The sequence below is a fragment of the Micromonospora sp. NPDC006431 genome (assembly GCF_042870725.1).
Taxonomy (GTDB): Bacteria; Actinomycetota; Actinomycetes; order Mycobacteriales; family Micromonosporaceae; genus Micromonospora.
The window spans coordinates 244930-269983 of sequence record NZ_JBIAHQ010000006.1 but is presented as its reverse complement, the minus strand read 5'-3'; the positions used below and the strand labels follow the sequence as shown (position 1 = coordinate 269983).

Annotated in this window: 23 protein-coding genes and 1 riboswitch; of the genes, 12 read left to right on the top strand and 11 right to left on the bottom strand. The window is 74.7% G+C overall.

The annotated features are described in order from the left end of the window. Positions 1 to 10 precede the first annotated feature (10 nt). Entirely contained in the window at positions 11 to 787 is a 777-nt protein-coding gene (pstB, locus tag ACFYM6_RS14470; RefSeq protein ID WP_387275474.1) for a phosphate ABC transporter ATP-binding protein PstB, read from the top strand. A gap of 65 nt (positions 788 to 852) precedes the next feature. On the opposite strand, the gene ACFYM6_RS14465 is transcribed toward pstB, so the two are convergent. Next, positions 853 to 1680, bottom strand: coding sequence for an NUDIX hydrolase (locus ACFYM6_RS14465; protein WP_387275472.1), 828 nt, complete (start codon positions 1678 to 1680; stop codon positions 853 to 855). A 70-nt stretch (positions 1681 to 1750) separates the two neighbouring features. Here ACFYM6_RS14465 and ACFYM6_RS14460 point away from each other — a divergent pair, with 70 nt between their 5' ends. Next, positions 1751 to 2719 (top strand): Gfo/Idh/MocA family protein, encoded by a 969-nt coding sequence (locus ACFYM6_RS14460; RefSeq protein ID WP_387275470.1) that lies wholly within the window; start codon positions 1751 to 1753, stop codon positions 2717 to 2719. A gap of 41 nt (positions 2720 to 2760) precedes the next feature. On the opposite strand, the gene ACFYM6_RS14455 is transcribed toward ACFYM6_RS14460, so the two are convergent. From ACFYM6_RS14455 to ACFYM6_RS14445, 3 genes are all read right to left on the bottom strand, one after another. Then, entirely contained in the window at positions 2761 to 3765 is a 1005-nt protein-coding gene (locus ACFYM6_RS14455) for an anion permease (RefSeq protein ID WP_387275468.1), read from the bottom strand. A 4-nt stretch (positions 3766 to 3769) separates the two neighbouring features. After that, positions 3770 to 4396: a DUF47 domain-containing protein gene (locus ACFYM6_RS14450; RefSeq protein WP_387275466.1), complete on the bottom strand. Its 627-nt coding sequence runs from the start codon at positions 4394 to 4396 to the stop codon at positions 3770 to 3772. Positions 4397 to 4539: 143 nt separating this feature from the next. Next, complete coding sequence (locus ACFYM6_RS14445) at positions 4540 to 5514, bottom strand: PPK2 family polyphosphate kinase (protein WP_387275464.1); 975 nt, start codon at positions 5512 to 5514, stop codon at positions 4540 to 4542. 370 nt (positions 5515 to 5884) lie between these two features. On the opposite strand from ACFYM6_RS14445, the gene sigJ reads away from it, so the two are divergent. Continuing rightward, positions 5885 to 6841: an RNA polymerase sigma factor SigJ gene (sigJ, locus tag ACFYM6_RS14440; protein ID WP_387275462.1), complete on the top strand. Its 957-nt coding sequence runs from the start codon at positions 5885 to 5887 to the stop codon at positions 6839 to 6841. Positions 6842 to 6847: 6 nt separating this feature from the next. Here the strand turns inward: sigJ and ACFYM6_RS14435 are convergent, their stop codons facing one another. After that, positions 6848 to 7354, bottom strand: a complete 507-nt coding sequence (locus ACFYM6_RS14435; protein ID WP_387275460.1) for a DUF402 domain-containing protein — start codon at positions 7352 to 7354, stop codon at positions 6848 to 6850. A gap of 126 nt (positions 7355 to 7480) precedes the next feature. On the opposite strand from ACFYM6_RS14435, the gene ACFYM6_RS14430 reads away from it, so the two are divergent. Beyond that, on the top strand, positions 7481 to 9625 hold the full coding sequence (locus ACFYM6_RS14430; RefSeq protein ID WP_387275458.1) for an ATP-dependent DNA helicase: 2145 nt from the start codon (positions 7481 to 7483) through the stop codon (positions 9623 to 9625). 99 nt (positions 9626 to 9724) lie between these two features. On the opposite strand, the gene ACFYM6_RS14425 is transcribed toward ACFYM6_RS14430, so the two are convergent. Next, positions 9725 to 11023 carry an AI-2E family transporter gene (locus tag ACFYM6_RS14425; protein ID WP_387275456.1) on the bottom strand — a complete coding sequence of 433 codons (1299 nt, stop codon included), beginning with the start codon at positions 11021 to 11023 and terminating at the stop codon, positions 9725 to 9727. A gap of 155 nt (positions 11024 to 11178) precedes the next feature. Here ACFYM6_RS14425 and ACFYM6_RS14420 point away from each other — a divergent pair, with 155 nt between their 5' ends. Both ACFYM6_RS14420 and ACFYM6_RS14415 read left to right on the top strand, forming a co-directional pair. Beyond that, positions 11179 to 11526, top strand: a complete 348-nt coding sequence (locus ACFYM6_RS14420; RefSeq protein ID WP_387275455.1) for a GroES family chaperonin — start codon at positions 11179 to 11181, stop codon at positions 11524 to 11526. Positions 11527 to 11602: 76 nt separating this feature from the next. Continuing rightward, positions 11603 to 11770, top strand: coding sequence for a hypothetical protein (locus ACFYM6_RS14415; RefSeq protein WP_387275453.1), 168 nt, complete (start codon positions 11603 to 11605; stop codon positions 11768 to 11770). Positions 11771 to 11917: 147 nt separating this feature from the next. Here the strand turns inward: ACFYM6_RS14415 and ACFYM6_RS14410 are convergent, their stop codons facing one another. Then, positions 11918 to 13399 carry a PrsW family intramembrane metalloprotease gene (locus tag ACFYM6_RS14410; RefSeq protein ID WP_387275451.1) on the bottom strand — a complete coding sequence of 494 codons (1482 nt, stop codon included), beginning with the start codon at positions 13397 to 13399 and terminating at the stop codon, positions 11918 to 11920. Positions 13400 to 13422: 23 nt separating this feature from the next. Next, positions 13423 to 13543: riboswitch (SAM riboswitch) on the top strand. A 50-nt stretch (positions 13544 to 13593) separates the two neighbouring features. Between ACFYM6_RS14410 and ACFYM6_RS14405 the strand changes: the two genes are divergently transcribed. After that, positions 13594 to 14904 (top strand): aminotransferase class V-fold PLP-dependent enzyme, encoded by a 1311-nt coding sequence (locus ACFYM6_RS14405; RefSeq protein ID WP_387275449.1) that lies wholly within the window; start codon positions 13594 to 13596, stop codon positions 14902 to 14904. 111 nt (positions 14905 to 15015) lie between these two features. Here the strand turns inward: ACFYM6_RS14405 and ACFYM6_RS14400 are convergent, their stop codons facing one another. Continuing rightward, positions 15016 to 16275 carry an aromatic acid exporter family protein gene (locus ACFYM6_RS14400; protein WP_387275583.1) on the bottom strand — a complete coding sequence of 420 codons (1260 nt, stop codon included), beginning with the start codon at positions 16273 to 16275 and terminating at the stop codon, positions 15016 to 15018. 71 nt (positions 16276 to 16346) lie between these two features. Between ACFYM6_RS14400 and ACFYM6_RS14395 the strand changes: the two genes are divergently transcribed. Then, positions 16347 to 16988: a metal-dependent phosphohydrolase gene (locus ACFYM6_RS14395; RefSeq protein WP_387275447.1), complete on the top strand. Its 642-nt coding sequence runs from the start codon at positions 16347 to 16349 to the stop codon at positions 16986 to 16988. Here the strand turns inward: ACFYM6_RS14395 and ACFYM6_RS14390 are convergent. Further along, positions 16954 to 17241 (bottom strand): DUF4031 domain-containing protein, encoded by a 288-nt coding sequence (locus tag ACFYM6_RS14390; protein WP_387275445.1) that lies wholly within the window; start codon positions 17239 to 17241, stop codon positions 16954 to 16956. The genes ACFYM6_RS14395 and ACFYM6_RS14390 overlap by 35 nt on opposite strands. 58 nt (positions 17242 to 17299) lie before the next feature. Between ACFYM6_RS14390 and ACFYM6_RS14385 the strand changes: the two genes are divergently transcribed. Further along, positions 17300 to 18700 (top strand): FAD-binding oxidoreductase, encoded by a 1401-nt coding sequence (locus tag ACFYM6_RS14385; protein WP_387275443.1) that lies wholly within the window; start codon positions 17300 to 17302, stop codon positions 18698 to 18700. Between the two features lie 3 nt (positions 18701 to 18703). Here the strand turns inward: ACFYM6_RS14385 and ACFYM6_RS14380 are convergent, their stop codons facing one another. Further along, entirely contained in the window at positions 18704 to 19180 is a 477-nt protein-coding gene (locus tag ACFYM6_RS14380; RefSeq protein WP_387275441.1) for a hypothetical protein, read from the bottom strand. Between the two features lie 94 nt (positions 19181 to 19274). Then, positions 19275 to 21092 carry a glycerol-3-phosphate dehydrogenase/oxidase gene (locus ACFYM6_RS14375; RefSeq protein ID WP_387275581.1) on the bottom strand — a complete coding sequence of 606 codons (1818 nt, stop codon included), beginning with the start codon at positions 21090 to 21092 and terminating at the stop codon, positions 19275 to 19277. Between the two features lie 73 nt (positions 21093 to 21165). Here ACFYM6_RS14375 and ACFYM6_RS14370 point away from each other — a divergent pair, with 73 nt between their 5' ends. The 3 genes from ACFYM6_RS14370 (at position 21166) to ACFYM6_RS14360 (ending at position 25029) form a co-directional block, all read left to right on the top strand. Then, a complete protein-coding gene (locus ACFYM6_RS14370) occupies positions 21166 to 23688 on the top strand; it encodes a S8 family serine peptidase (protein WP_387275439.1) in 2523 nt (840 codons plus the stop codon). Between the two features lie 76 nt (positions 23689 to 23764). Continuing rightward, a complete protein-coding gene (locus ACFYM6_RS14365; RefSeq protein WP_387275437.1) occupies positions 23765 to 24694 on the top strand; it encodes a GNAT family N-acetyltransferase in 930 nt (309 codons plus the stop codon). Positions 24695 to 24786: 92 nt separating this feature from the next. Further along, positions 24787 to 25029, top strand: a complete 243-nt coding sequence (locus tag ACFYM6_RS14360; RefSeq protein WP_387275435.1) for a hypothetical protein — start codon at positions 24787 to 24789, stop codon at positions 25027 to 25029. Positions 25030 to 25054: the final 25 nt, after the last annotated feature.

The following is a 25054-nucleotide window of genomic DNA, read 5'->3' as shown; positions in this document are numbered from 1 at the left end:
TACCACCACCATGGCCAAGCGCATCGAAGCCACCAACGTCACCGCCTACTACGGCGCCTTCAAGGCGATCGAGAACATCAACCTGACCGTCGAACCGAAGACGGTGACGGCCCTGATCGGCCCCTCCGGCTGCGGCAAGTCCACCTTCCTCCGGTCGATCAACCGGATGCACGAGGTGCTGCCGGGCGCCCGGGTCGAGGGCAGCCTGACCATCGACAACCAGGACATCTACGACCGGGACGTCGACGTCACCGCGGTCCGCCGGATGATCGGCATGGTCTTCCAGCGGCCCAACCCGTTCCCCACCATGAGCATCTTCGAGAACGTGGTGGCCGGGCTGCGGCTCAACGGGGTGAAGCGGAAGTCGATCCTGGAGGAGGCGGCCGAGAAGGCGCTCCGGTCGGCGAACCTCTGGGACGAGGTGAAGGACCGGCTCGGCAAGCCGGGCGCCGGCCTCTCCGGCGGTCAGCAGCAGCGGCTCTGCATCGCCCGCACGATCGCGGTCGAGCCGCAGGTGGTGCTGATGGACGAGCCCTGCTCGGCGCTCGACCCGATCTCCACGCTGGCCATCGAGGACCTGATGTTCCAGCTCAAGGACAAGTTCACCATCATCATCGTCACGCACAACATGCAGCAGGCCGCCCGGGTGTCGGACCGGACCGCCTTCTTCTCCATCGAGAAGACCGGCGACCCGGGCCGGCTGATCGAGTACGACAACACCCAGAAGATCTTCAGCAACCCGAGCATGAAGAAGACCGAGGACTACATCACCGGCCGGTTCGGCTGAGCCGCTGATCCCGGCCCGCGAGGGGTGTCGGTCGACCTCGACCGGCGCCCCTCGGCGTACCCGGGTCAGTCGAGGAGGAAGCGGGGCTCGCCGGTCTCGGGGAGGTCGAGGCGGGGGGTCACCGGCGTGGCTGGGTCGCGGGTCGCCGCGGCCCGGGCCACGCCGGCCAGGTCTCCGGTGGCGGCGACCTGGGCCAGGGTGACCAGGGTGGGCGGGAGCATGGTCAGCTCGCCGGCCTCCGCCCGGGCCAGGGCCTCCGCCGGGCGGATCCACATGGTGTGGTCGGCCTCCCCGGAGACATCCCGGGTCCGCTGCCCCGCCGGCAGCAGGGCCACGAAGAAGTACGTGTCGAAGCGGCGCGGCTCGAACTCCGGCGTGATCCAGCGGCTCCACGGCAGCAGCAGGTCGGACCGGAGGGTGAGCCGGCGGCCAGCCAGCAGGTCGGCGAAGCCGGCCCGGCGGGACACCAGGTCCTGCCGGGCGGCCTCCCAGTCGTCCCCGCTCACGTCACCCACCACGGTCGCCGCGTCCGGACCGGCCAGCAGCACGCCGGCCTCCTCGAAGACCTCCCGGGCGGCGGCGCAGACGACCGCCTGGGCGGCGTCCGGGGCGAGGCCGAGCCGGCCACCCCACTCGGCCGGCTCGGGGCCGGCCCAGTCCAGGTGCGCCTGCGAGTCGGAGCGGTCCACCCCGCCGCCGGGGAACGCGTACACGCCGCCGAAGGCCATCGCGGCGACCCGGCGGATGACGTACACCTCGAAGTCGGGGCCGGCCGGGCGGAGCAGCAGCACGGTGGCCGCGACCCGGGGCACGGCCGGCACGCCGCCCTCGGCGCGGAACCGGCGGGCGTGCTCCACCAGGGCGGGAGGTGCGGCGAAACCGTGGCTGGTCATCCCGCGAGCCTAGTTCCCGACCAGTGGATCGATTCTCCGGCGGCGCGGGAGGGCGGGATAGCGTGCCGCCATGACGCGTTGGGGAATCCTGGCCACCGGACAGATCGCCGGGCGCTTCGCCGAGGACCTGCGGCTGGTGCCGGGGGCGGAGCTGGTGGCGGTCGGCTCGCGTACCCCGGAGAGCGCGGAACTGTTCGCGGCCCGGCACGGCGTGCCCCGGGCGTACGCCTCCTGGGCGGAGCTGGCCGCGGACCCGGACCTGGACGTCATCTACGTGGCCACCCCGCACGCCGCCCACCACGAGGCGGCCATGACCTGCCTGGCCGGCGACAAGGCCGTGCTGGTGGAGAAGCCGTGCACCCTCGACGTGGCGACCAGCACCGAGCTGGTCGAGACGGCCCGGGCCCGTGGCCGCTTCCTGATGGAGGCCATGTGGATGCGGACCAACCCCCTGATCCTCCGGGTCCTCGACCTGATCGCGGACGGGGCGATCGGCGAGCTGACCCACGTACGGGCGGACTTCGGCCTGGCCGGGCCGTTCCCGCCGGAGCACCGGATGCGGGCCCGGACGCTGGGCGGCGGCGCCCTGCTCGACCTGGGGGTCTACCCGGTGAGCCTGGCCCACCTGCTGCTCGGCGTGCCGCAGCACGTGCACGCCTGGGCGAAGCTGAGCCCCGAGGGGGTGGACGAGAACACCGGCCTGGTGCTCGGCTGGGACAGCGGCGCCGTGGCGGCGCTGAGCTGCGGGATGATCGGCGCCACCGCGATCACCGCGTCGATCACCGGCACCACCGGCCGGATCGACCTGCCCGAGCCGTTCTACCGGCCGGGCGCGGCGGTGCTGCACCGGCCCGGCGCCGAGCCGGAGACCGTCCCGGCGGACCTGACCGGCGGCGGCTACCAGCACGAGGCCGTCGAGGTGCAGCGCTGCCTGGCCGCCGGGCTGATCGAGAGCCCGCTGGTGCCGCACGCCGCCACCCTGGAGGTGATGGCCCTGCTGGACGACATCCGGGCCCGGATCGGCGTCGCCTACGCGTGAGGGCCCCCGGCCCGGTGGCCGGGAGCCCTCCCCACGTCGCCTCAGAACAGCGGGCGGACCAGCAGGTACGCCAGGCAGGCGATGGCCGCCGACGCCGGGAACGTGATGATCCAGGCGATCACGATGTTGCCGGCCACGTTCCAGCGGACCGCGGAGAGCCGCTTGGTCGCGCCCACGCCCATGATCGCCGAGGTGATCGTGTGGGTGGTGGAGATCGGGGCCTTCAGCACCAGGGCGTTGAAGTACAGCACCGCGCTGGCCACCGTCTCGGCGGCGAAGCCCTCCGCCGGGCCCAGGTCGATGATCTTCCGCCCGAGGGTACGGATGATCCGCCAGCCACCCGCGTAGGTGCCGGCCGCGAGCATGGCCGCCGAGGTCCAGAACACCCACTGCGGGATGTGGGTCTTGTCGGACTGGTAGCCACCGGTGTAGAGGGCCAGCACGATGATGCCCATGGTCTTGGCGGCGTCCTGCATGCCGTGACCGACCGACATGGCGGCGGCCGAGAGGGTCTGCGCCCAGCGGAAGCCCCGGTTCAGCTTGGCGGGCTGGCCCTTCCGGAAGAGCCAGAGGATCGCCAGCATCACCAGGAAGCCGAGCACCAGGCCGACCACCGGCGAGAGCACCATCGGGATGATGACCTTCTTGACGATGTTGCCCCACTGCACGACGCCGTCGGCGGCGAAGAGGGTCGCCCCGACCAGGCCGCCGAACAGGGCGTGCGAGGAGGACGACGGGAGACCGAAGTACCAGGTGATCAGGTTCCAGGCGATGGCGCCGAGCACGCCGGCGAAGACCACCCCGAGGCTGGTCACCCCGGTGGGCAGGGTGACCAGGCCGTCGCCGACCGTCTTGGCGACCCCGGCGCCGAAGTGCGCGCCGACAAAGTTGCCGACGGCGGCCAGGGCGAGGGCGACCCGGGGGGTCAGCGCCCGGGTGGAGACGCTGGTGGCGATCGCGTTGGCCGCGTCGTGGAAGCCGTTCGTGTAGTCGAACGCCATGGCGGCCACGATCACCGCCAGCACGGCGATGAGTTCGGGAGTCACGGGATCAGGACTCCTTGACCGCGATGGTCTCGACGGTGTTGGCCACGTGCTCGAAGGCGTCGCAGGCGGCCTCCAGCTCGTCGGCCACCTCCTTCATCTTCAGCACGGTCAGCGCGTCGTACTCGCCGGAGAAGAGGCGGACGAGCAGCATCCGGTACGCCTGGTCACCGTCGTTCTCGAGGCGGTTGCACTCGATCCAGTAGGCCTCGAGGTTCTTCATCGACCGCAGCTGCGGCATGGCGTCGGCCGTCAGCTTGGCCTGCTGGTCCAGCACGTTCACCAGCTCGTGCAGCTCGCGCGGAAGGGCGGGGAGCTTGGTCAGGCCGTACAGGTAGAGCAGGTTGCCGACCGCCTCCAGGTGGTCCATCACGTCGTCGAGCAGCGAGCCCAGACGGTAGATGTCCTCCCGGTCGAACGGGGTGATGAAGGTGGAGTTGATCTTCTTGAACAGCTCGTGGGTGATCTGGTCGCTGTCGTGCTCGACCTCGGTCAGCCGCTCGCTGACCGACTGCACGTCAACGCCGGGCAGCGCCAACTCGTTCAGGAGCTCGGTACCCCGCACCAGGTTCTGCGCGGCCCTGGTGAAGAGCTCGTAGAAGGCGCCCTCGGTGGGACGGAAGGAAAACTTCACAGCACGGACCTCGTCGTGTCGGTGGAAGGGGTGGCCGCCGCCCCGGAGGGCGTCCGCTCTGCGCATGCTAGGTACCCGGAGTAACGGGGCATCCTTCGGCCCACCCCTGGTCAGGGGTGATTTACCGCTCGTTCACCTTCCGTTCACCTTGACCCTCTCGGGCCCTCACGCCGCAACCGGTCGCGCTCCCGCTGGACGTCGAAGTCGGCGGGCGGATACCCCAGATCCAGCGCGTCGAACGTCTCCCGGAGCAGGTGAGCCACCGCCCAGTCGCGGTACCACTTCCGGTCCGCCGGCACCACGAACCAGGGCGCGGCGTCCGCGCCGCACCGCTGCAGCGCCTCGGCGTACGCGGCCTGGTAGTCGTCCCAGCGGGCCCGAGTGTCAAGATCGCTCGGGTTGTATTTCCAGTACTTCGTCGGGTCGGTGAGCCGCTCCATCAGCCGCTCGCCCTGCTCGGCGTACGAGATGTGCAGCATCACCTTCACCAGGGTGACCGAGTCGTCGGTCAGCTCCCGCTCGAAGGCGTTGATCGCGTCGTAGCGCCCCCGCCAGGTGGCCTCGTCGACCAGCGACTCGACCCGGGCGATCAGCACGTCCTCGTAGTGGGAGCGGTTGAAGATCCCGACATACCCGGGCGGCGGCAGGGCCCGCTGGATCCGCCACAGGAAGTCGTGCCGCAACTCCTCTGCCGTGGGCGGGCCGAACGAGCGGATGTGCAGGCCGAGCGGGTTCATCGCGCCGGCCACCCGCTTGATCGTGCCGTCCTTGCCGCCGCAGTCCATGGCCTGGAGCACCAGCAGCACCCGGCGCGGGCGACCCCCACCCAGGTGGGCGCCGGCCTGGGTCGGGGCGCTGGTCGGCGCCTCCGGACCGGCGGCGCCCTTCGCCTCGGCGTACAGCATCTCCTGCTGGCGGCCGAGCGCCACACCGAGCAAACCGACCTGCCTACGGGCCCACTCCTTGGGCCCGCGCCCGCTCCCGGCCGCCGGGGGCAGCCCCGGCGTCGACCGGGGATCGATGCCCGCGAGGTCCACGGCCCGGCCATCCGGCGCCACCCGCAGCAGCTCCCGCATCGGGCCGCCCGCGGGCCGCACCACCTCATCGACTCCGCTCATCCCCCGATCTTCACCCACCTCACCCATCCCCGCCTCCCGAGCGCCCCGCGCCCGCGCCCCGCGCCCCGCGCCCCGCGCCCCGCGCCCCGCGCCCCGCGCCCCGCGCCAAGATCCACACACTTTCAGGGAAAGAGGTGCTTCCGGCGTGCCGGAAGCAGCATCTTCCGTGACCTAGTGCGGATCTTGCTGGGTGGCTGACCAGCCCGGCACCCAACGCCTCGCAGCGCTGCCGAGGGCCCGCGAAGTTGGGTGGATCTCGGCCGTGGGCAGGGCGGGGGGACGCGGCGGGACAGCGAAGGTGTCACGTTTCGGGGCGGTGGGTCGTCCAGAGGTATGGGGAGAATGTGGTCCCCGACGGGAGGGAGCGGCCGTGACGGACCTGGCGGCGGAGTTCGAGGCGGAGCGCGGCCATCTCATGGCGGTCGCCCACCGGATGCTGGGCAGCCGGAGCGAGGCCGAGGACGCCGTCCAGGAGACCTGGCTGCGGTACGCGGGCGCGTTCGCCGATCCGGCCGCCCGCGCCCAGATCCGCGAGCTGCGCGGCTGGCTGACCACCACCTGCTCGCGGATCTGCCTGGACGTGCTCCGCTCCGCCCGGGTACGCCGGGAGGCGTACCCCGGTCAGTGGCTGCCGGAGCCGGTGGTGACCGACGTGCCCGCGGCGGACGGGTTCGCTCCCGACCCGGCCGAGCGAGCGGTCCGCGCCGACCAGCTCGGCACCGCCCTGCTCGTGGTGCTGGAGCGGCTGAGCCCGGAGCAGCGGGTGGCGTTCGTGCTGCACGACGTCTTCGCCGTGCCGTTCGCCACGGTCGCGGACGTGCTCGGCACCACCACCGTCGCGGCTCGGCAGCTCGCCTCCCGGGCCCGCCGGGCGGTGGCCGCGCCGGATGTCCCCCGGCACACCGCCGACCTCGCCGAGCAGCAGCGGGTGCTCGCCGCGTTCATCGCCGCGGTGGAGTCCGGCGAGCTGGAGCGGCTGGTCCGGGTGCTCGCCCCGGACGTGGTGTTGATCGGCGACAGCGGCGGGCACTTCCCGGCGGCCCGCCGGCCGGTGGTCGGCGCCGAGGCGGTGGCCCGGTTCGTCCTCGGGCTCTTCGGCCAGGCGAGCCGGTACGGCGACCGCGTCCTCGCCCGACCCGTGCTGGTCGACGGCGCGCTCGGCTGGCAGGCGGAGACGGTGTTCCGGGACGGGCGGCCGATCCGCGTGGTCACCTCGTTCGCGGTGCACGACGGCCGGATCACGGGCGTGTTCAACCAGCTCAATCCGGAGAAGGTGGCGCAGTTGCCGGCGGTGGGGGCGCAGACCGGCTGGCCGCCGCACTCGTGAGCCGGCTCAGACCACCAGGGCCAGCCACTTCCGGTACGACGTGGCGAACGGCTCGGTGCCGTCCCCGAGCGCGCCGAACAGCCAGCGGGCGGCCGCCTCAGCCTCGACGACCAGGTCGTCCGGATAGCCGAACCGCTCCCGGTGCTCGGCGAACTCGTCCTCGTCGCGCAGCTCGACCACGCCGGTCTCGCGGCGGCGCACCACATCCAGGTCGAGGTCGATCAGGTGGACCGTCTCGTCGCCCTGCCAGCGGGCCGGGGTGGCGATGTCGCAGTAGACCTCGCTGGTCCGCGGCGGCGGGTTGAACATCCCGGTCCACCAGGCGTGCCGGGGCACCAGCAGGACGAAGGGGATCTGCTCGACCGAGGGCCGGCCGTGGTAGACCGATTCGGTGCCGGCCGGTACGCCGAGCCAGACGCCGAGGTCGTCCTCGGCGAGCCGGCGGGCGGGGTAGTCGCGGTGGGCGCTGCCGTCGTACTTGCGGTAGATCACGCGGACCACGTCGCTCGGCATGACTGGCACCCTAACCGATTCCGGCCACGCGACGCGATCGGCAGGTAACCGGACGCGACCCGGCCGGATCGCGCCACGCGGCGGACGGGCGGGACCGCTGTCGGCGGCGGCGGGTACGGTCGCACGGTGACCCCGCCCCCTGCCGCCACCGGTCCCGCCGTCAGAAAGCAACGTCGGGGCACCCGGCCCGGCGGCGGCGAGCTGCTGGCCGCCGCGGTCGGCGCGGTCCCCGGGGGCGCGACCCGGCCCGGTCAGCAGCAGATGGCCGAGGCGATCGAGCGGAGCATCGCCTCCGGCGAGCACCTGCTCGTGCAGGCCGGCACGGGCACCGGCAAGTCGCTGGCGTACCTGGCCCCGGCGCTGGCCGTGGACGGCCCGGTGGTGGTCTCCACCGCCACCCTGGCGTTGCAGTCCCAGCTGGTCGACCACGACCTGCCCCGGCTGGCCGACGCGGTGGAGCCGCTGCTCGGCCGCCGCCCCACCTTCGCGGTGCTGAAGGGCCGGCACCACTATCTCTGCCTGGCCCGGCTGGACAACTCGGTCGAGGAGGAGCCGGAAGACACCCTCTTCGACACACCCCGGCCCGGCGGGGGCACCAAGTGGCTCGGCGAGGCGGGCCGGCTCGGCAAGCAGATGCAGCGGTTGCGCGACTGGGCGGAGGAGACCGCCACCGGCGACCGGGACGAGCTCGACCCGGGCGTCGACGACCAGGTGTGGCGGTCGGTCTCGATGCCGGCCCGGGAGTGCGTGGGCGCCACCCGCTGCCCGTTCGGCCAGGAGTGCTTTGCCGAGGCTTCGCGGGCCCGGGCCCGCGAGGCGGACATCGTGGTGACCAACCACAGCCTGCTCGCCGTCGACATGCTGGCCGGCCGGCACATCGTGCCGCCGCACAAGCTGCTGGTCGTCGACGAGGCGCACGAGCTGGCCGACCGGGTGTCGTCCGCCGCCCAGGCGGAGCTGGTCCCGGAGCTGATCGACCGGTCCGCCCGCCGGGCCCGGCCACTGCTCCGCCCGGAGGTCGCCGAGCGGCTCACCGAGGCGGGCGACGCCCTCGCGGTGGGGCTGGCCGAGGTGCCGGCCGGGCGGCTCACCGCCGGCCTGCCGCCGCCCCTCCGGGAGGCGTGCACGCTGCTCGACGCGGCGACCCGGGCCGCGCTGGAGGCGATCGGCGAGATCAAGTCGGACGACCCGGACCCGGTCCGCAAGCAGCAGGCCAAGGCGGTGCTGGACGAGCTCTCCACCACCGCGCAGCGGCTGCTGGAGGAGGCCGACCACGACGTCGCCTGGGTGGAGAAGCCGGAGAACGGCAGCCGGCGGGCCCTGGTGGTCGCGCCGCTCTCGGTCGCCGGCACGCTCGCCACCCACCTGTACGAGGAGCGCACCGTGGTCGCCACCTCGGCGACGCTGGCGCTGGGCGGCCGGTTCGACACGGTGGCCCGGGCGCTGGGGCTGGAGACGCCGCCGCCCGCCCCGCCCTCCCCGGCCGCCGCCGCGCTGGCCAGCGCGGCCGCTGCCGGCCGTACCGGCGCCGCCACCGCGCCGGTGGCGAGCACTCCGGGGAGCCGCGCCGCGGTCGGGACGGTGCCGGCCACCGAGGGGCCCGGCTGGCGCTCGCTCGACGTCGGCTCGCCGTTCGACTACGCCCGCCAGGGCATCCTGTACGTCGCCGCGCACCTGCCCCGGCCCAGCGTCTCCGGCCTGCCCGAGGCGGCCGGCGAGGAACTGCTGACGCTGGTCGGCGCGCTCGGTGGGCGTACCCTCGGGCTCTTCTCCTCGCGGCGGGCCGCGCAGCAGGCGGCGGAGCTGCTCCGCGCGCGGACCGACCTGCCCGTGCTGCTCCAGGGCGAGGAGGCGCTGCCGCTGCTGGTCCGCCGGTTCCGGGAGGAGCGGGAGAGCTGCCTGTTCGGGGTGATGTCGCTCTGGCAGGGGGTGGACGTGCCGGGTGACGCCTGCCAGCTGGTGGTGATCGACCGGCTGCCCTTCCCCCGGCCGGACGAGCCGCTCGCTGCCGCCCGCGCGGCGGCGGTGGACGCCGGCGGCGGCTCCGGCTTCGCGGCGGTCAGCGTGCCGATCGCGGCGATCCGGCTGGCCCAGGGCGTCGGCCGGCTGATCCGGGCGACCGGCGACCGCGGGGTGGTGGCGGTGCTCGACTCCCGGCTGGAGACGGCCCGCGGCTACGGCCCGTTCCTGCGGCGCTCGCTGCCGCCGTTCTGGTACACCACCCGCCCGGACGTGGCCCGGGGCGCGCTGGAACGCCTCGGCAAGTCCTGACCCCCGCCCGGCGTTGACGCCACTCCGGGTGCGGCCGGCGCGGTTCCGACGGTCCCCGCGCCGGCCGCACCCGGAGTGGATCGAGCCGGGGGACGCGCGTCAGGGGGCCTGCGAGGCGACCACCACGGCGTCCGGTGGGGTGTCCGGGACGGTCCGGGCGGCGAGCCGGCGGATCGCGGTGTTGAGCACCGCGATCAGCGGCACCGCGACGAGCGCGCCGGCGATGCCGGCGAGGACCACCCCGGCGGCGATCCCGATGATCACCGCGAGCGGGTGGATGGCCACCGCCCGACCCATGATCAGCGGCTGGAGCACGTGCCCCTCCAGTTGCTGCACGCCGATGACCGCGCCCAGGATGATCAGCGCGGTGACCGGGCCGCTGTCGACCAGCGCCACCAGCACGGCCACCCCGCCGGAGAGCGCGGCTCCGACTATCGGGATGAACGCCCCCAGGAAGACCAGCGCGGCCAGCGGGAACGCGAACGGGATGTTGAAGATCACCAGGAAGATCCCGATGCCGACCGCGTCGATGAAGGCGACCAGCACGGTGGCCCGGACGTACGCGCCCAGCGTCGCCCAGGAGGCCCGGCCGGCGTCGTCGACCTTCCACCTGGCGGCCACCGGCAGCAGCCGGACCAGGAACCGCCAGATCTTGTTGCCGTCGCGGAGGAAGAAGAAGGTCGCGAAGAGCACCAGGATGGTGCCGGTGAGCACCTCGGCCAGGGTGGCCGCGGTGGAGAGGGCGCTAGTGGTGAACGTCTTGGAGTTGCCGCTGATCCACTTCTGCGCCTCGTCGATGTAGTGGTTGATCTGGCTGTCGGACACGTGCAGCGGGCCGGTCTTGAGCCAGCTCTGGATCTGCCGGACGCCCTGCGACGACTTGTCGCTCAGCTCCGGCACGCCCGCGATGAACTCGTTCACCACCAGGGTCAGCGTGCCGACCACCGCGGCCAGGCCGCCGACGAGCACCACCCCGGTCGCCAGCGACCGCGGGAAGTGGGCCTTGAGCAGCCAGCCGACCGCCGGGGCGAGCAGCGCGGAGAGCAGCAGCGCGATCGCCAGCGGGATGATCACGATGCGGATCGTGCCGACGATCTTGAGCAGCGCCCAGGCCACGAGGCCGATCACGATCAACCGCCAGGACCAGGCCGCGGCGATCCGCAGGGCGTGCGGCACGTCCGCATCGTCCCGGCTGGTGGTCGAGTTGTGCAGGGCCGCCGGAGGGGCCACCCCGGCCGTCGGGGCGGGGGCCGGGGCGGCCGGGCCCGGCGTGGACGGCGAGGGCACCGCCGACTCCCCCGGCGCGTCGTCGGGGTCGATCCGGTCGGCCCGCGCCGACTGGCGGCCGGACTCGTACGCACGGCGGAGCCGTCTGCGCATCCGCTCGAAGCGGCTCAAGCGCACCTCCCGCAAATCTGGTCCGCCCACGACACAGGGCGGACAGGATACGTCCGTCCGCCCCACCCTAGGGCGAGTTCGCCACACATTGCCCCTGTCCCGCGCCGATCAACCACGCCGACGGTCGACCACGGGGCACGCGGTAGCGTCTTCGCGTGACCGTCGACCAGAACCTCGACTCCGGCCTGCCGATCCGTCTGCTGCACGACCGCGTGCTGGTGCGTACCGAGGGCGGCGAGGGTGAACGCCGGTCCACCGCCGGCATCGTGATCCCGGCCACCGCAGCCGTGGGCAAGCGGCTGGCCTGGGCTGTCGCCATGGGGGTGGGCCCGAACGTGCGCGCCATCGTCGCCGGCGACCGGGTGCTCTTCGACCCCGACGACCGCTCCGAGGTGGAGCTGCACGGGCGGGCGTACGTGCTGCTGCGCGAGCGGGACGTGCACGCCGTCGCCGCCGAGCGGGTGGAGAACGAGTCGACCGGTTCGACCGGCCTCTACCTGTAGCCGCCCGCCCCGGGGCGCCGTTTGCGCCGCTTCCCCCTGGGAAGCCAGGCAAGCACCAGCGCCCTGGGGAGGGACCATGCCGGTATTCGTGAAGAAGCTGCTGATCGTGGGAGCGGTCGGCTTCCTGATCTTCTTCATGGCGTTCCGGCCGGACGGCGCGGCGCAGCTGTTCAAGTCGATCGGCGCCCTCCTGATGGCCATCGCCCAGGGCCTCGGCGACTTCCTCACCGGCCTGATGGCCTGACCACCCTCCCCGCCGTCCCGCCACCGTCAGGCGCCCGGGCCAGGACGGGGCCGGCACCGGAGACCGGGTGCCGGACCAGCCGGGCGGGCCGTCAGGGCCCGGGGGCAAGGCGCGGCCGGCACCGGAGACCGGCTGCCGGGCCGGCCGTCAGGCTCCGGGGGGCCAGGGCGCGGCCGGTCGGTGGCCGTACCAGCCGGGCGGGCCGTAGGGGGGCGGCTGGGCCGGGGGCCGGGCCAGCACCACCGGGATCGGCACCACCGGCTCGTCCGGAGCCGCCACCGGGCGCTGCGAACCGTCCGGGAACCGCAGGTGGTAGTGCTGTCCGTCCCAGACGCCGACCGGGGCCTGCGGATCCCGCCCGACGAAGAACGACCGGTACGCGGCGATCGCGTCCAGCAGCTCCCGTTCCTCCCGCCGGGTCCGCTCCCGCTCGGCCGGCTTCCGGTCCAGCCCGCGGCGCATCCCGTCACGCAGCAGCGCCAGCCGGGTGGCGGCGAACTGGTAGCCCCGCATCGCCTTCAGCCCGCCGTCGCCGGCCACCCGCCGGGCCCAGGTACGCGCGGCGTGCCGCCGCCCGAGGCTGCCCAGCGCCGCCACCTCGGGCGGGGTGAGCCAGCCGGCCCGGACGTAGTCCGGCAGGGTCCGCTCGGTCAGCCGCCCCTCCCAGGCGCGCAGCCAGACCGCCAACCCGACCATGCCGAAGAAGATCGGCACCATCACGCCGATGTAGCCGTACAGCACGATGATCGGCTGCCCGGTGGCGACGGCCAGCGAGGGCAGCAGGTTCCAGGTGCCGTGCAGCATCATCGCCAGCAGCAGGCCGGCGATCGGGGCGAGGACGCGGATCCGCCGGTCGGCGGTGCGGGCGGCCACGCCCAGCCCCACCCCGGTCATCGAGGTGAACAGCGGGTGGGCGAAGCCGAAGAGCAGGATCCGCACGATGAAGATGGCGATGACCTGCTGCGCGCCGGTGGCCGGTCCATACTCCTCGACGCCGGTGCGGTAGCCGTATCCGCCCAGGTAGAGGATGTTCTCCACCATGGCGAAGCCGATCGCGGAGAGCCCGCAGTAGACCAGCGCGTCGGTGATCCCGGAGAACTCCCGGCGACGGAAGATCAGCAGCAGGATCGGCCCGGCCGCCTTGGTCAACTCCTCGATGAACGGGGCGACCAGCACCGCGGTCAGCGCCGCGGGCAGCCCCCAGTCCTTGAACAGCCGGGCGCCGGTCTCGTTGACCAGCAGCGAGATGGCGGTGGAGACGAACGCGCCCCAGGCGAAGCAGAAGATCAGATACTTCAGCGGCTCCGGCTCGTACCGGTCCAGCCAGAGGAAGCAGGAGACCAGCACCGGCACCGGCAGGATCGCCGCGACGACGCCGACCAGCAGGGCCTCGGCGCCCAGGCTCTCGCCGAGGGTGAAGACCATGAACACCGCACCGGCGGCGATCAGCAGCACCACCGCGGCGAGCGCCAGGATCCGCCGCCAGCCGAGCCGGCGCAGCGGCATCCGGGGGGTCGACGACCCCGGCGGCGGGACGGCGGGCGCGGACGGCGGCGGCAGGGCGCCGCCGGGCGGGGTGTCGGCCATGCGGTCAGCGTAGTCACCCGTGGCCCTCTGGTCCGGCCGCATCGGGCCCGGTATGCTGCCGGGCAGGTCACGAGCGCCAGCGTCAAGCCCCGGCTTGCTGGCCGGCAACCCTCGTCGAGTTCGCGGTGGGGTGCCCCGGGTGATGACCGGGCCCAGCCCGAACCGCGTGCTGGGCAAGCGCGGACCCCGTCCCGGGTAGCCCACCCCGGGGTCCCCTGGACCCGGGAGGTTCCGGCATGACCGTCACCGTCGTACCCACGCTGCCCACGCTGCCGGCGTCGAGCCGGCCGGATCCGCTGGGCGTGCTCGGCGTACCCGGGGAGATCAACCTGGACTACGCCGCCAGCGCGCCGTGCGCGCGGGCCGCGGCCGACGCGGTGGCCGAGCTGCTGCCCTGGTACGCGAGCGTGCACCGCGGCGCCGGCGCGCTGTCGCGGCGCTGCACCCTGGCCTACGAGCGGGCCCGGCAGACGGTCGCGGACTTCCTCGGTGCCCGCCCGGACGACCACGTGATCTTCACCCGGAACACCACCGACGCGGTCAACCTGCTGGCCCGGGCGCTGCCGGCCGGCACCACCGTGGTCACCTTCGCCGGTGAGCACCACGCCAACCTGCTCCCCTGGCCGCGCGGCTCGGTCCGGCTGCCGGTGCCGGCCAGCCCAGCCGAGGCGGTCCGCGCCCTCGACGCCGCCCTCACCGAGCTGCGGCGGGGCAGCGCGGGAACGGGTGTGCAGGCCGGGCAGCCCCGGGTCGGCGCCGGAACCCGGCCGGGCCTGCCGGTGCTGGTCGCGGTGACCGGCGCGAGCAACGTGACCGGGGAACGCTGGCCGGTGGCCGAGCTGGCCCGGGTGGCCCACCGGCACGACGCCCGGATCCTGGTGGACGCGGCCCAACTCGCCCCGCACGTCCCGGTGGACCTGGCCGCGCTGGACGTCGACTACCTGGCCCTCTCCGGCCACAAGCTGTACGCCCCGTTCGGCGCGGGCGTGCTCGTCGGGCGCGCTGACTGGCTGGACGCGGCCCCGCCGTACCTCGTCGGCGGTGGGGCCACCAGCCACGTCGGCGCGGCCACCCACGAGGTGCGCTGGGCCGACGGGCCGGCCCGGCACGAGGCGGGCACCCCCAACCTGCTGGGCGCGGTGGCCCTCGCGGCGGTCTGCGCCGCGCTGACCGAGGCGGACCGGGGCGAGCTGCACGCCCGGGAGCAGGCGCTGCTGACCCGGCTGCGGACCGGGATCGCCGCCCTGCCGCACGTGGTCGAGCTGCGTACCTTCGGGCCGGACGCGCCCCGGGTGGGCATCGTCTCCTTCGTGGTCGCCGGACGGGACTCGGCCGAGGTGGCCGCCCATCTGGCCGACGCGCACCGGATCGGGGTGCGGGACGGGCTCTTCTGCGCTCACCCGCTGGCCCGGCGGCTGCTCGCCGAGGCGGCGGCGCGCAGCGGCCGACGCGATCTGCCGCCGACCGCGCTGCGGGCCAGCCTCGGCCTCGGCGCCGCCCCCGCCGACGTCGACGCCCTCCTCACCGCCCTCGCCACCCTCCCCTGACCGCCGCCCGCCACCGGAGCAGCGCTCGCTCACGGGAAAAGGGGCCTGTTCGCTACCGGATGGCCACTCTTTCGGGTGAAGCTGCGCCCAAACAGGGCGCGGGTCGGGGGGTCAGCCGACGGGGGGTGCGGTGGGGGGCTTGGGGGATTCGCCCTGGTCGGGTGGGCCGCCGGTGCGCTGCTCCCGCTCGCCGAACGCCTGCCGGATCAGCCGGTTCGCCTCCTCCTGGTCGATGCCGGAGGCCACCATGAGGTCGCTCGCCGCGGTGCGGATCTGGGCGATCACCACGCTGCCGGAGAAGCCCACCCCCTCGGCGTACGCCCGGCTGGCCTCGCTGACCGCGCGCAGGGACCGTTCCCGGGCCTTCTGCGGCTCCTCCCCCGCGGCGAACTCCTGCCGGAGCAGGCGGACCGACTCGGCGAGGTGGGTGATCGCGTCAGGCATCGGCCCGGGGATCGGCTCCTCGTCCTCGATCAGGGTGACCGAGCGACGGATCAGGGTGCCGCTGTTGCGCATCGCCCGGTCGATCGGGTCGGCCGCGTCCGCGTAGTGGGTCAGCTCGCTGCGCCGGTGCCAGCGGGCCGGCGAGATGGTGGCGGTCTCCTTGGCGCCCTCGATCGCCTCGGAGAGCGCGGCCAGTTCCTCCTTGTTCTCCCGAAGCCGGAGCAACGCCTGCTGCGCCGCGTGCCGGTCCCGTTTGCGCAGCGCCTCCGCGCAGGCCTGGAGCTGGTCGGAGAGGAGGTTCAACGCCGGCCGGGCCGCCCGGTTGATCACGCGTAACGGGTTCAACGGCAGCAGGACCGCGGTGACCAGCAGCGCGATGCCGCCGCCCACCGCCGCGTCGATGAAGCGGGGCACCTCCAGATTCTTGGTGGACGGGCTGAGCGTCACGATCAGCACGGCGGTGGCCGCCGCCTGGATCACCACCGCCACGCTCGCCCCGGCGAAGATGCTCAGCAGGATCGCCGCGGTCACCACCAGACCGAGCTGCCAGGCACCGGTCCCGAGGACGTAGACCAGGCCGTCGCCGAGCAACACCCCGATCGCCACCCCGACGATCAGCTCCACGGTCCGGCGGAACCGCTGGCCGACGGAGGCGGCCAAGGTGCCCACCGCGGAGATCGGGGCGAACACCGGCTGCGGGTTCTTGAGCAGCCGGTGGGAGACCAGGTAGGCCAGGGCAGCGGCGAGGCCCGCCTGGACGGCGAGACCGGCGGAGGTACGCACCCGGTGCAGCCGGTCGTGCCAGGTGGCCCGGCTCCGGTGGCGGAGCTCGTCCATCGCCTCGGCGATCCGGGCCCCGTCGACGTCGACCAGTCCCTCACGCAGCCGTTTACGCCGCAGGAACGGCAGTCGTCGGTCCCGGGCCACGGCCATGGCCGGGACTACCCGTCCTTCACGGGGTGAATCCTCGTCCCGAGCGGTGGGGCAGACTGCACCGGGTGGACGAACTGATGCAGCGGTGGCGGGACGCGGCCCGCGCGGCAGGCGCGGTGGACCCGGCCGCCGTGGCGGGAGCCGGGGTGCGGCTGCTGGCCGGGTGGCAGGAGCCGCACCGGCACTACCACACGGTGGCGCACCTGCGGGCGGTGCTCGACGTGGTCGACGCGTACGCCGGGGAGGCCCGGCGGCCGGAGCTGGTCCGGCTGGCGGCATGGTGCCACGACGCCGTCTACGACCCGCGGGCCGGCGGGGACGCCAACGAACGGGCCAGCGCGGAGCTGGCCGGCGAACTACTCGCCGGCCTCGGGCTGCCGGCGGACGCGGTGGCCGAGGTACGCCGGCTGGTGCTGCTCACCGCCGGGCACGCGGTGCGGGCGGACGACCCGGACGGGGAACTGCTGTGCGACGCCGACCTGGCGATCCTGACCGCCCCGACCGACCGCTACGACCGCTACGCGGCGGCCGTCCGGCGCGAGTACGCCCACGTCCCCGACCCGGCCTTCCGCGCCGGCCGGGCGGCGGTGCTGGCCGGCCTGCTGGCCCTGCCCGCCCTCTACCGCCTCCCCGAGCCGCACGCCCGCTGGGAGGAACCGGCCCGGGCCAACCTCACCCGGGAACTCGCTGCCCTGGGAGGCGGGTGAGGTGCTTGGGGCGGCGCAGCCCGGCGTCCCGCAGCAGCCGCACGAGTTCCCGGGAGGGGACCACCCGGGCGCCGAGCCAGACGGCCATCGGGAACCGCTCCGCCGGCAGGTCGTAGTGGTCCCGGTCGAAGCCGCGGCGGGGTGAGCCCAACGCCTCGGCGAAGGCGTGCAGCTCGGCGTACGAGACGTCGCTGATCAGGTGCGACCAGAGCCGTCCCCGCGAGGGCACCACCGGCCGGTCCAGGTACAGCATGGCGACCAACGGTACGCCCGGTTGATGATCACGACCGGCACGACCTAGCCTTCCCGGCATGGCCGGTACCCCCCTCCTCGACGACCTGCGGGCCGCGCTCGGCGACGCCGCGGTGCTGACCGACCCGGATCTGCTCCGCATCCACGAGCGGGACGAGGCCGACCTGTGCGCGGCGGGTACGCCGCGGGTGGTGGTCCGCCCGCGTACCACCGAGGAGGTGGTGGCGGTGGTCCGGGCGGCGGCCCGGCACGGCGTACCGGTGGTGCCGCAGGGGGCGCGGACCGGGCTGGCCGGCGCGGCGAACGCGGTCGACGGCGCGCTGCTGCTGAGCACGGTGGCGATGGACCGGATCCTGGAGATCGACCCGGTGAGCCGGATCGCCGTGGTGCAGCCGGGCGTGGTCAACGCGGCGCTGGCCGGCGCGGTGGCGAAGCGGGGACTGTGGTATCCGCCGGACCCGGGCTCGTGGGAGTCCTCCACCATCGGCGGCAACGTGGCCACCAACGCGGGCGGCATGTGCTGCGTCAAGTACGGCGTGACGACGGAGTACGTGCTCGGCCTGGAGGTGGTGCTCGCCTCCGGCGAGGTGCTGCGCACCGGCCGGCGGACCGCCAAGGGCGTCGCCGGGTACGACCTCACCCGGCTCTTCGTCGGCTCGGAGGGCACCCTCGGCGTGATCACCGAGGTGACCGTCTCGCTGCGGCCGGCACCCGAGGAGTCGCTCACCCTGGTCGCGGTCTTCCCCACCACGGGGGCGGCCGGCACGGCGGTCGCCGGCATCGCCGAGCGCGGGCTCACTCCGAGCCTGCTGGAGCTGCTCGACCAGACCCATCTACGGGCCATCGAGGCGTACCGGCCGATGGGGTTGCGGACCGACGCGCAGGCGCTGCTGCTGGCGGCGGTGGACACCGGCGGGCGGGCGGCGGACGACCTGGCCCGGCTCGCCGAGGTGTGCACGGCGGCCGGCGCCGACGAGGTCTACGCGGCCACCGACGCGGCGGAGGCGGCGGCGCTGCTCCAGGCCCGGCGGCTGGCCCATCCGGCGATGGAGAAGTTCGCCGCCGACACCTTCCCCGGCGGCAACGGCGGCCTGGTCATCGACGACGTTGCGGTGCCGCGCGGCGCGCTCGCGGCCCTGCTCGACGGGGTGGCCCGGATCGCCGGGGAGTGCGGCGTGCCGATCGGCGTGGTGGGGCACGCCGGCGACGGCAACATGCACCCGAACATCGTGGTCGACCGGGCCGACCCGGCCAGCGTGGCGCGCGGCCGGCGGGCCTTCGACGAGATCATGCGGCTCGGGTTGGACCTCGGCGGCACCTGCACCGGCGAGCACGGCGTGGGGCTGCTCAAGCGGGACTGGCTGGCCCGGGAGATCGGCCCGGTCGGCATCCGGGTGCACCAGGCGATCAAGCAGGCGCTGGACCCGGCCGGCCTGTTCAACCCGGGCAAGGTGTGCTGACGCTCAGCCCTTGTCCTCGGCCGGGGTGGTCTGGGTGAGCAGCAGCAGGATCTCGTTGGCCACCGGCGGCTTCTCCTCGCCCGGGCAGTCCTGCGAGGTGATGGTCAGCTCCGGCGAGATCAGCAGGGTGGAGGTCAACGCGTCGATGCAGGTCTGCTTGTAGTGGCGGGCCTGGTCGGTCTCCTGCGCCAGGGCCGGGTCGGCGAGCATCCGCTGCAACCGCTGCGTCTGCTCCGGGTTGAGCGACCCGGTGGAGTCGACCCCGTCGCCGGCGCAGTCCCGGCACTGCCACCGCCCGCTCGGGTCCACCTCGAGCGTGCGGACCGGGCCGTCGGTGCCGAGCTTCTGGATCAGCGAGACCCGCCGGGACTCGCCGGCGACTGTCGTCGCGTTGCCCGCCCCCGGGTTGGTGGCGCCCTCGGCCCGGCCGAACAGCGAGCAACCGGTCAGGGCGGCCGCCAGCAGGACGCCGGCGGACATGAGCGGAACGCGCGACCATGATGGGCGGAGCACGGAGGGAACCTACACTTCCGTAGGTAGCGCCCGATACCCTCCGAACGGCGTTACCCGCTGGTCACCGCGAGGACGACGGCAACTCGGCGGCGTCGCCCTCGCCGCCCCGGTCCGCCGCGAAGCCACGGACGTCCGGAGCGCCCAGCCGCGCCGCGTCGGCGGCCACGTCGTCCGGCATCAGCTGCGACCGCCGCTCGGCCTCCACCCGGGCCCGGTATACCGCTACCTCGCGGGCCCGGGTCGCCGCGTCCCAGCCGAGGACCGCACCCATCAGCTCCGCGGCGTGCTCCGCCGACTCCAGACCGCGGTGGCTGGTCTCGATGGAGATCCGGGTACGCCGGGTCAGCACGTCCTCCAGGTGCAGCGCCCCCTCGGCGCGGGCCGCGTAGGTCACCTCGGCGGCCAGGTACTCGGGGGCACCGGCGAGCGGCGAGCCGAGCAGCGGGTCGGCACCGACCAGGGCCAGCACGTCGAGGCTGAGCGTGCCGTACCGCTCCAGCAGGTGCTCGACCACACCGACCGGCACCCCGTGCCGGCGGGCCAGGTCGGCCCGGTCCCGCCACATCGCCGCGTACCCGTCGGCACCGAGCAGCGGCAGGTCGGCCGTACGCGACGGGCGCGTCCCGCCCAGCCGGTGCACCGCCCGGTCGACCACGTCCGACGCCATCACCCGGTACGTCGTGTACTTGCCGCCGGCCACCAGCAGCAGCCCGAGCATCGGCTCGACCACCGCGTGCTCGCGCGAGAGCTTCGAGGTGGAGTCCGCCTCGCCGGCCAGCAGCGGGCGCAGCCCGGCGTACACGCCCTCGATGTCGTCGGTGGTGAGCGGGCGGTCCAGCACGGTGTTGACCTGCTCCAGCAGGTAGCCGATGTCCCGGGCGGTGGCCGCCGGGTGGGACCGGTCCAGCCGCCAGTCGGTGTCCGTGGTGCCGATGATCCAGTGGCCGCCCCACGGGATGACGAAGAGCACGCTGGTGGCGGTCCGCAGGATCAGCCCGGCCTCGCCGGTGATCGCCGAGCGGGGCACCACCAGGTGCACGCCCTTCGAGGCCCGGACCCGCAGGCCGGGGCGCAGCCCGACGTCGTCGAGCATCCGCGACATGTCGTCGCTCCACACCCCGGTCGCGGCGATCACCGTGCGGGCGCGTACCTCGAACTCGACGTCGGGCGAGCCGGCGGGCGCCTCCAGGTCGCGGACCCGGACCCCGGTGACCTCGCGGGCCTGCCGGAGCAGCCCGACGGCTTGGGCGCTGGTCACCACGGTCGCCCCGAGGCTGGCCGCCGTCCGGGCCAACGTCACCACCAGGCGGGCGTCGTCGACCTGCCCGTCGTAGTAGCGGATCGCCCCGGCCAGCGTGTCGGCGCGCAGGCTCGGGAAGACCCGGCGGGCGCCCTCGCGGGTCAGGTGCCGGTGCAGCGGCATGCCGCGACCACCGCCGAACACCCCGGCGAACGCGTCGTAGGTGGCGACCCCGGCGCCGTAGTACGACCGGCGGAAGAAGCGCCTCGGCAGGTCGCGCAGCCCACCCTCGGCGGGGAGCGGGACCAGGAACGGCACCGGGCGCACCAGGTGCGGGGCGAGCCGGGTGGCGAGCAGCCCGCGCTCGGTCAGCGCCTCGTGGACCAGGTGGAACTCCAACTGCTCCAGGTAGCGCAGGCCGCCGTGGATGAGCTTGCTGGACCGGCTGGAGGTGCCGGCGGCGAAGTCCCGCGCCTCCACCAGGGCCACCTTGAGCCCGCGGGACGCCGCGTCGAGGGCGGCCCCCGCCCCGGTCACCCCACCGCCGATGACCAGCACGTCGAAGCGCTCGGCCCGGAGGCGGCGCAGGTCGTCGGCGCGGCGCTCGGCGGAGAGTTGACCGGCCGCGGATCGGGACACGTTCGGGTCGCGCACCCGTCCACGGTAACCGTCCGCACGCCACGGCGGCACGCGCCGCCCGGGCCGTACGGTGATGGTCATGGTCGTCGGTCCCCCCGCAGCCCCGGTCCCGCCACCAGTTCCCGCTCCCCGTCGGTCCGGGCCCTGGCCGGTGGTCGCCGCCGTGCTCACCGGCGCCTGGGCCGTCTTCGTGACCGTGCCGGGCCAGGTCGCCGGTTGGGTGGTCGACCAGGTGGTGCTCACCTCGGGTCTCCACCGGGCGGTGCTGGCCTGGCCGGTGGTCGTGCTGGTCACCGTGCTGCTGGTGGGCGCGCCCACCCTCGCGCTCGCGCTGCTGCCCCGCTCCCCGGCGGTCCGGGCCACCGGCCGCGCCTGGCTCGCCGGGACGCTGGCGCTCGGCGCGCTGACCCTGCTGCGGACGGTACCGCCGGTGCACGAGGAGGCGTACCTGGCCGCGCTGGCCGCCACCGGGGCCCTGCTCGCGCTGGTGCTCGGCCGGCTGGCGCGCCGCCGCGCGGACGCCACGCCCCCAGACGTGGTGACCGGCCCGGAGCACACCCCGGCTGGCCCGGCCGGCGTGCCGTCGGGCTCGGCTCCCGCGCCACCTCGTGGCGGTGGGCCGGCGGGCGGCCGGCGGGCGGACCCGGTGACCCTGCTGGCGGTCGCCGCCGGGCTGGCCACGCTGCTGCCCTGGGCGTGGCTGGGCGCGCTCGGCGGGGTGCTGGAGACGGTGCTCGCCGGCCTCGCCGCCGCCGCGCTCGGCGCGCTCGCCGCGGCCCTGCTCGACGCCGCCTTCTGGGCCCGGTTCGCCGTCGGCGCACCGCCCCGGCCGGGCCGGCTGGTGCTGGCCGGCGGGCTGGTCGCCGGGGTCACCCTGGTGCTGCTGGCCGCCGGGACCGGGCAGTCCGGGGCGCAACTGCCGGCGCTGGTCGTGCTGCCGCCGCTGGGCGTCGTGCTGGGTGCGCTGGAGGTCGCGGCCCGCCGGGCCGGCGCGCCGGCCGGCCGCCGCCCGGTCCGCTGGCTGGTCGGCCTCGCGCTGCTCGGGCCGCTGGCGTTCACCGACCCGGAGGAGATCACCGTCCTGCTGGCCACCAGCCGCGACGTCCCGTTCTGGGTGGCGGTCGCGACCGGCGCCGCGTTCGCCGTCGCGGTCCTGCTCGCCATCGGGTACGGGGTGCTGCTGGCCCGGCCCCGCGCCCGCGCTCCGCGCCGCGGCGCGGCCGGGCTGACCGCCGCAGCCCTGCTCGCCGCCGTGGCCGTGGTCTACGTCGTCCCCGGCCAACCCGGCCTGTACGGCGAGCGGCTGCTCGTGGTGCTGCGCGAACAGGCCGACCTGACCGGCGTCCCGGCCGGGGCGCCCGGGCGGGCCGGCCGGGACGCGCGGGCGGCCGAGGTGTACCGGCGGCTGGTGGCCACCGCCGACCGGACCCAGGGTGACCTGCGCCGCGAACTGACCCGGCTGCGCCTGCACCCCACCCCGTACTACCTGGTCAACGCCATCGAGACGGACGGCGGGCCGGCGGTACGGGCCTGGCTGTCCGGGCGCCCGGAGGTGGGCCGGGTGCTGATCAGCCAGCGGCTGCGCCCGTTGCCGGCGGCGGCGCCCCCGGCCCGGGGCAACCAGCCGGCGCCCGCCGGTCCGGTCTGGAACGTGTCCCTGATCGGCGCCGACCGGGTCTGGTCGGAGCTAAAGGTGACCGGGACGGGCGTGGTGGTCGGCAGTTCCGACTCCGGGGTGGACGGCCGGCACCCCGCCCTGGCCGCCGGCTTCCGGGGCGGCGACGACTCCTGGTACGACCCGTGGGAGCACCGCCGCACGCCGGGCGACCGGGGTGGTCACGGCACCCACACGATCGGCAGCGCGGTGGGCCGGGGCGGGATCGGCGTGGCCCCCGGGGCGGACTGGGTCGGCTGCGTCAACCTGGACCGCAACCTGGGCAGCCCGGCGCACTACCTCGACTGCCTCCAGTTCATGCTGGCGCCGTTCCCGCCGGGCGGGGACCCGTTCACCGAAGGTCGGCCGCAACGCGCACCCGACGTGCTGACCAACTCGTGGGGCTGCCCACCGATCGAGGGTTGCGACCCGGGGGCGCTGCGGCCGGCGACCGCCGCGCTGGCCGCGGCCGGCATCCTGGTGGTGGCCGCGGCCGGCAACACCGGCCCGTACTGCGGCTCGGTGTCCGACCCGCCGGCGCCATACCCGGACGTGCTGACGGTCGGCGCGGTGGACCGGGCCGGGCAGCTCACCCGCTTCTCCAGCCGGGGACCGGCCGGAGCGGGCATCGCCAAGCCGGATCTGGTCGCGCCCGGCGCGGGGGTACTGTCGGCGTACCCCGGCGGCGGCTACACCACCCTGGACGGCACCTCGATGGCGACGCCGCAGGTGGCCGGGGTGGTGGCGCTGATGTGGTCGGCGAACCCGGCGCTCGTCGGCGATCTGGCCCGGACCCGGCGGATCCTCCTCGACACCGCCGCTGCGGCCGGGGTACCGCCGGACGCGGCGCGCTGCGGCGGTCCCGCCGACGAGGTCGGCGCCGGCCTGGTCGACGCGTACGCGGCGGTCCGCGCCGCGCAGCGCGCCGGATCTCCCTCCTGACACCCGGGTCGCCGGTTGGCACCCGGACCGGTCGGGCGGTGCCGGACGGCGGACGGATGACCTAGGGTCGGCGACCATGGACGCGGAGATCATCGAACTCGGCCCGGACCGCCTGCCCGCGATCGTCGGCCTCTGCCGGCAGGCCCTCGACCTGCCCGAGGACGCGTCCGAAGCGCCGGCCATCGTTGACACCCTCGCCGCCCGCGCGGCGGCCGACCGGCCGGTGCTGCGGCTCGGCGCGGTACGCGGCACCGAGCTGATCGGCGTGCTGGTCGGGTCGCGGTCCCAACGGGACCCCGGGCTCGGCCACGTGGACCTGCTGGCGGTGGCGCCGGCGGAACGGCGCCGGGGCGTCGGGCGGGCCCTGCTGGCGGAGGCGGAACGGCGGCTCGCCGGGCTGGGCGCGGCCGAGCTGCTGCTCGCCGGGAACCCGCCGTACTACGCCTGGCCGGGGATCGACGTGCGGTACACCCCGGCGGTCTGCCTCGCGCTACGGCTCGGCTACCGGCAGGACCGGACGGCCTGGAACATGACCGTGGACCTGGCCGAGGGCGCACCGGCGGTGCGTACGACGGAGCCCGCCGAGCGCCGGCTGGCCGACCGGGGCGTCACGGTACGCCGGGCCGAGCCGGCGGACCTGCCCGCGCTGGCCGCGTTCGCCCGGTCCACGTTCGGCGGGACGTGGGACGGCGAGTTGGCCGGTTCGCTCGGGCGGCCGGGCGCCGGCGCGCACCTGGCGGAGCGGGACGGCGAGGTTCTCGGGTTCGCGGCGTACGGCTCATCCCGGCCGAGCTGGTTCGGGCCGATGGGTACGGCCCCGGCGGCCGAGGGCTCGGGCATCGGTGGGGTGCTACTCCGGCGTTGCCTGCGCGACCAGGCGGCAGCGGGAATCGGCACGGCGCAGGTCGGCTGGGTGGGTCCGGTGCCGTTCTACGCGGGTGCGGCGGGGGCCAGGATCGAGCGGGTTTTCTTTCTGTACCGGAAAGCGCTGGACGGACAGGAATGACTAATGGGGCGAAAAGTGCATAGACGCTAATAATGCCATTCCGGCCCGTGGCCATTGACCGCCCCCTACGGTCGAGTCATAAGGAGGCAGCCATGACCACGGACGACGAACGGACCGACGACCAGCCGACGAGCTGGCACCCGGTCGGCGAGGTCTCCGGCCAACTGCCGTTCGACCGGCTCGACTACGGCGACGCGGAGCAACTGGTGGAGATGGCCGGCATCGACGAGCCGTCCAGCGACGAACCGCTGCAACTGGTGGACGAGCCGATCCGCATCCCGCCGCCGTACGAGCGGGTGCACAAGCGGCGAAACCAGCGGCGGCTGCCGACGTGAGACACGGAACGGGGGCGGACCGCTG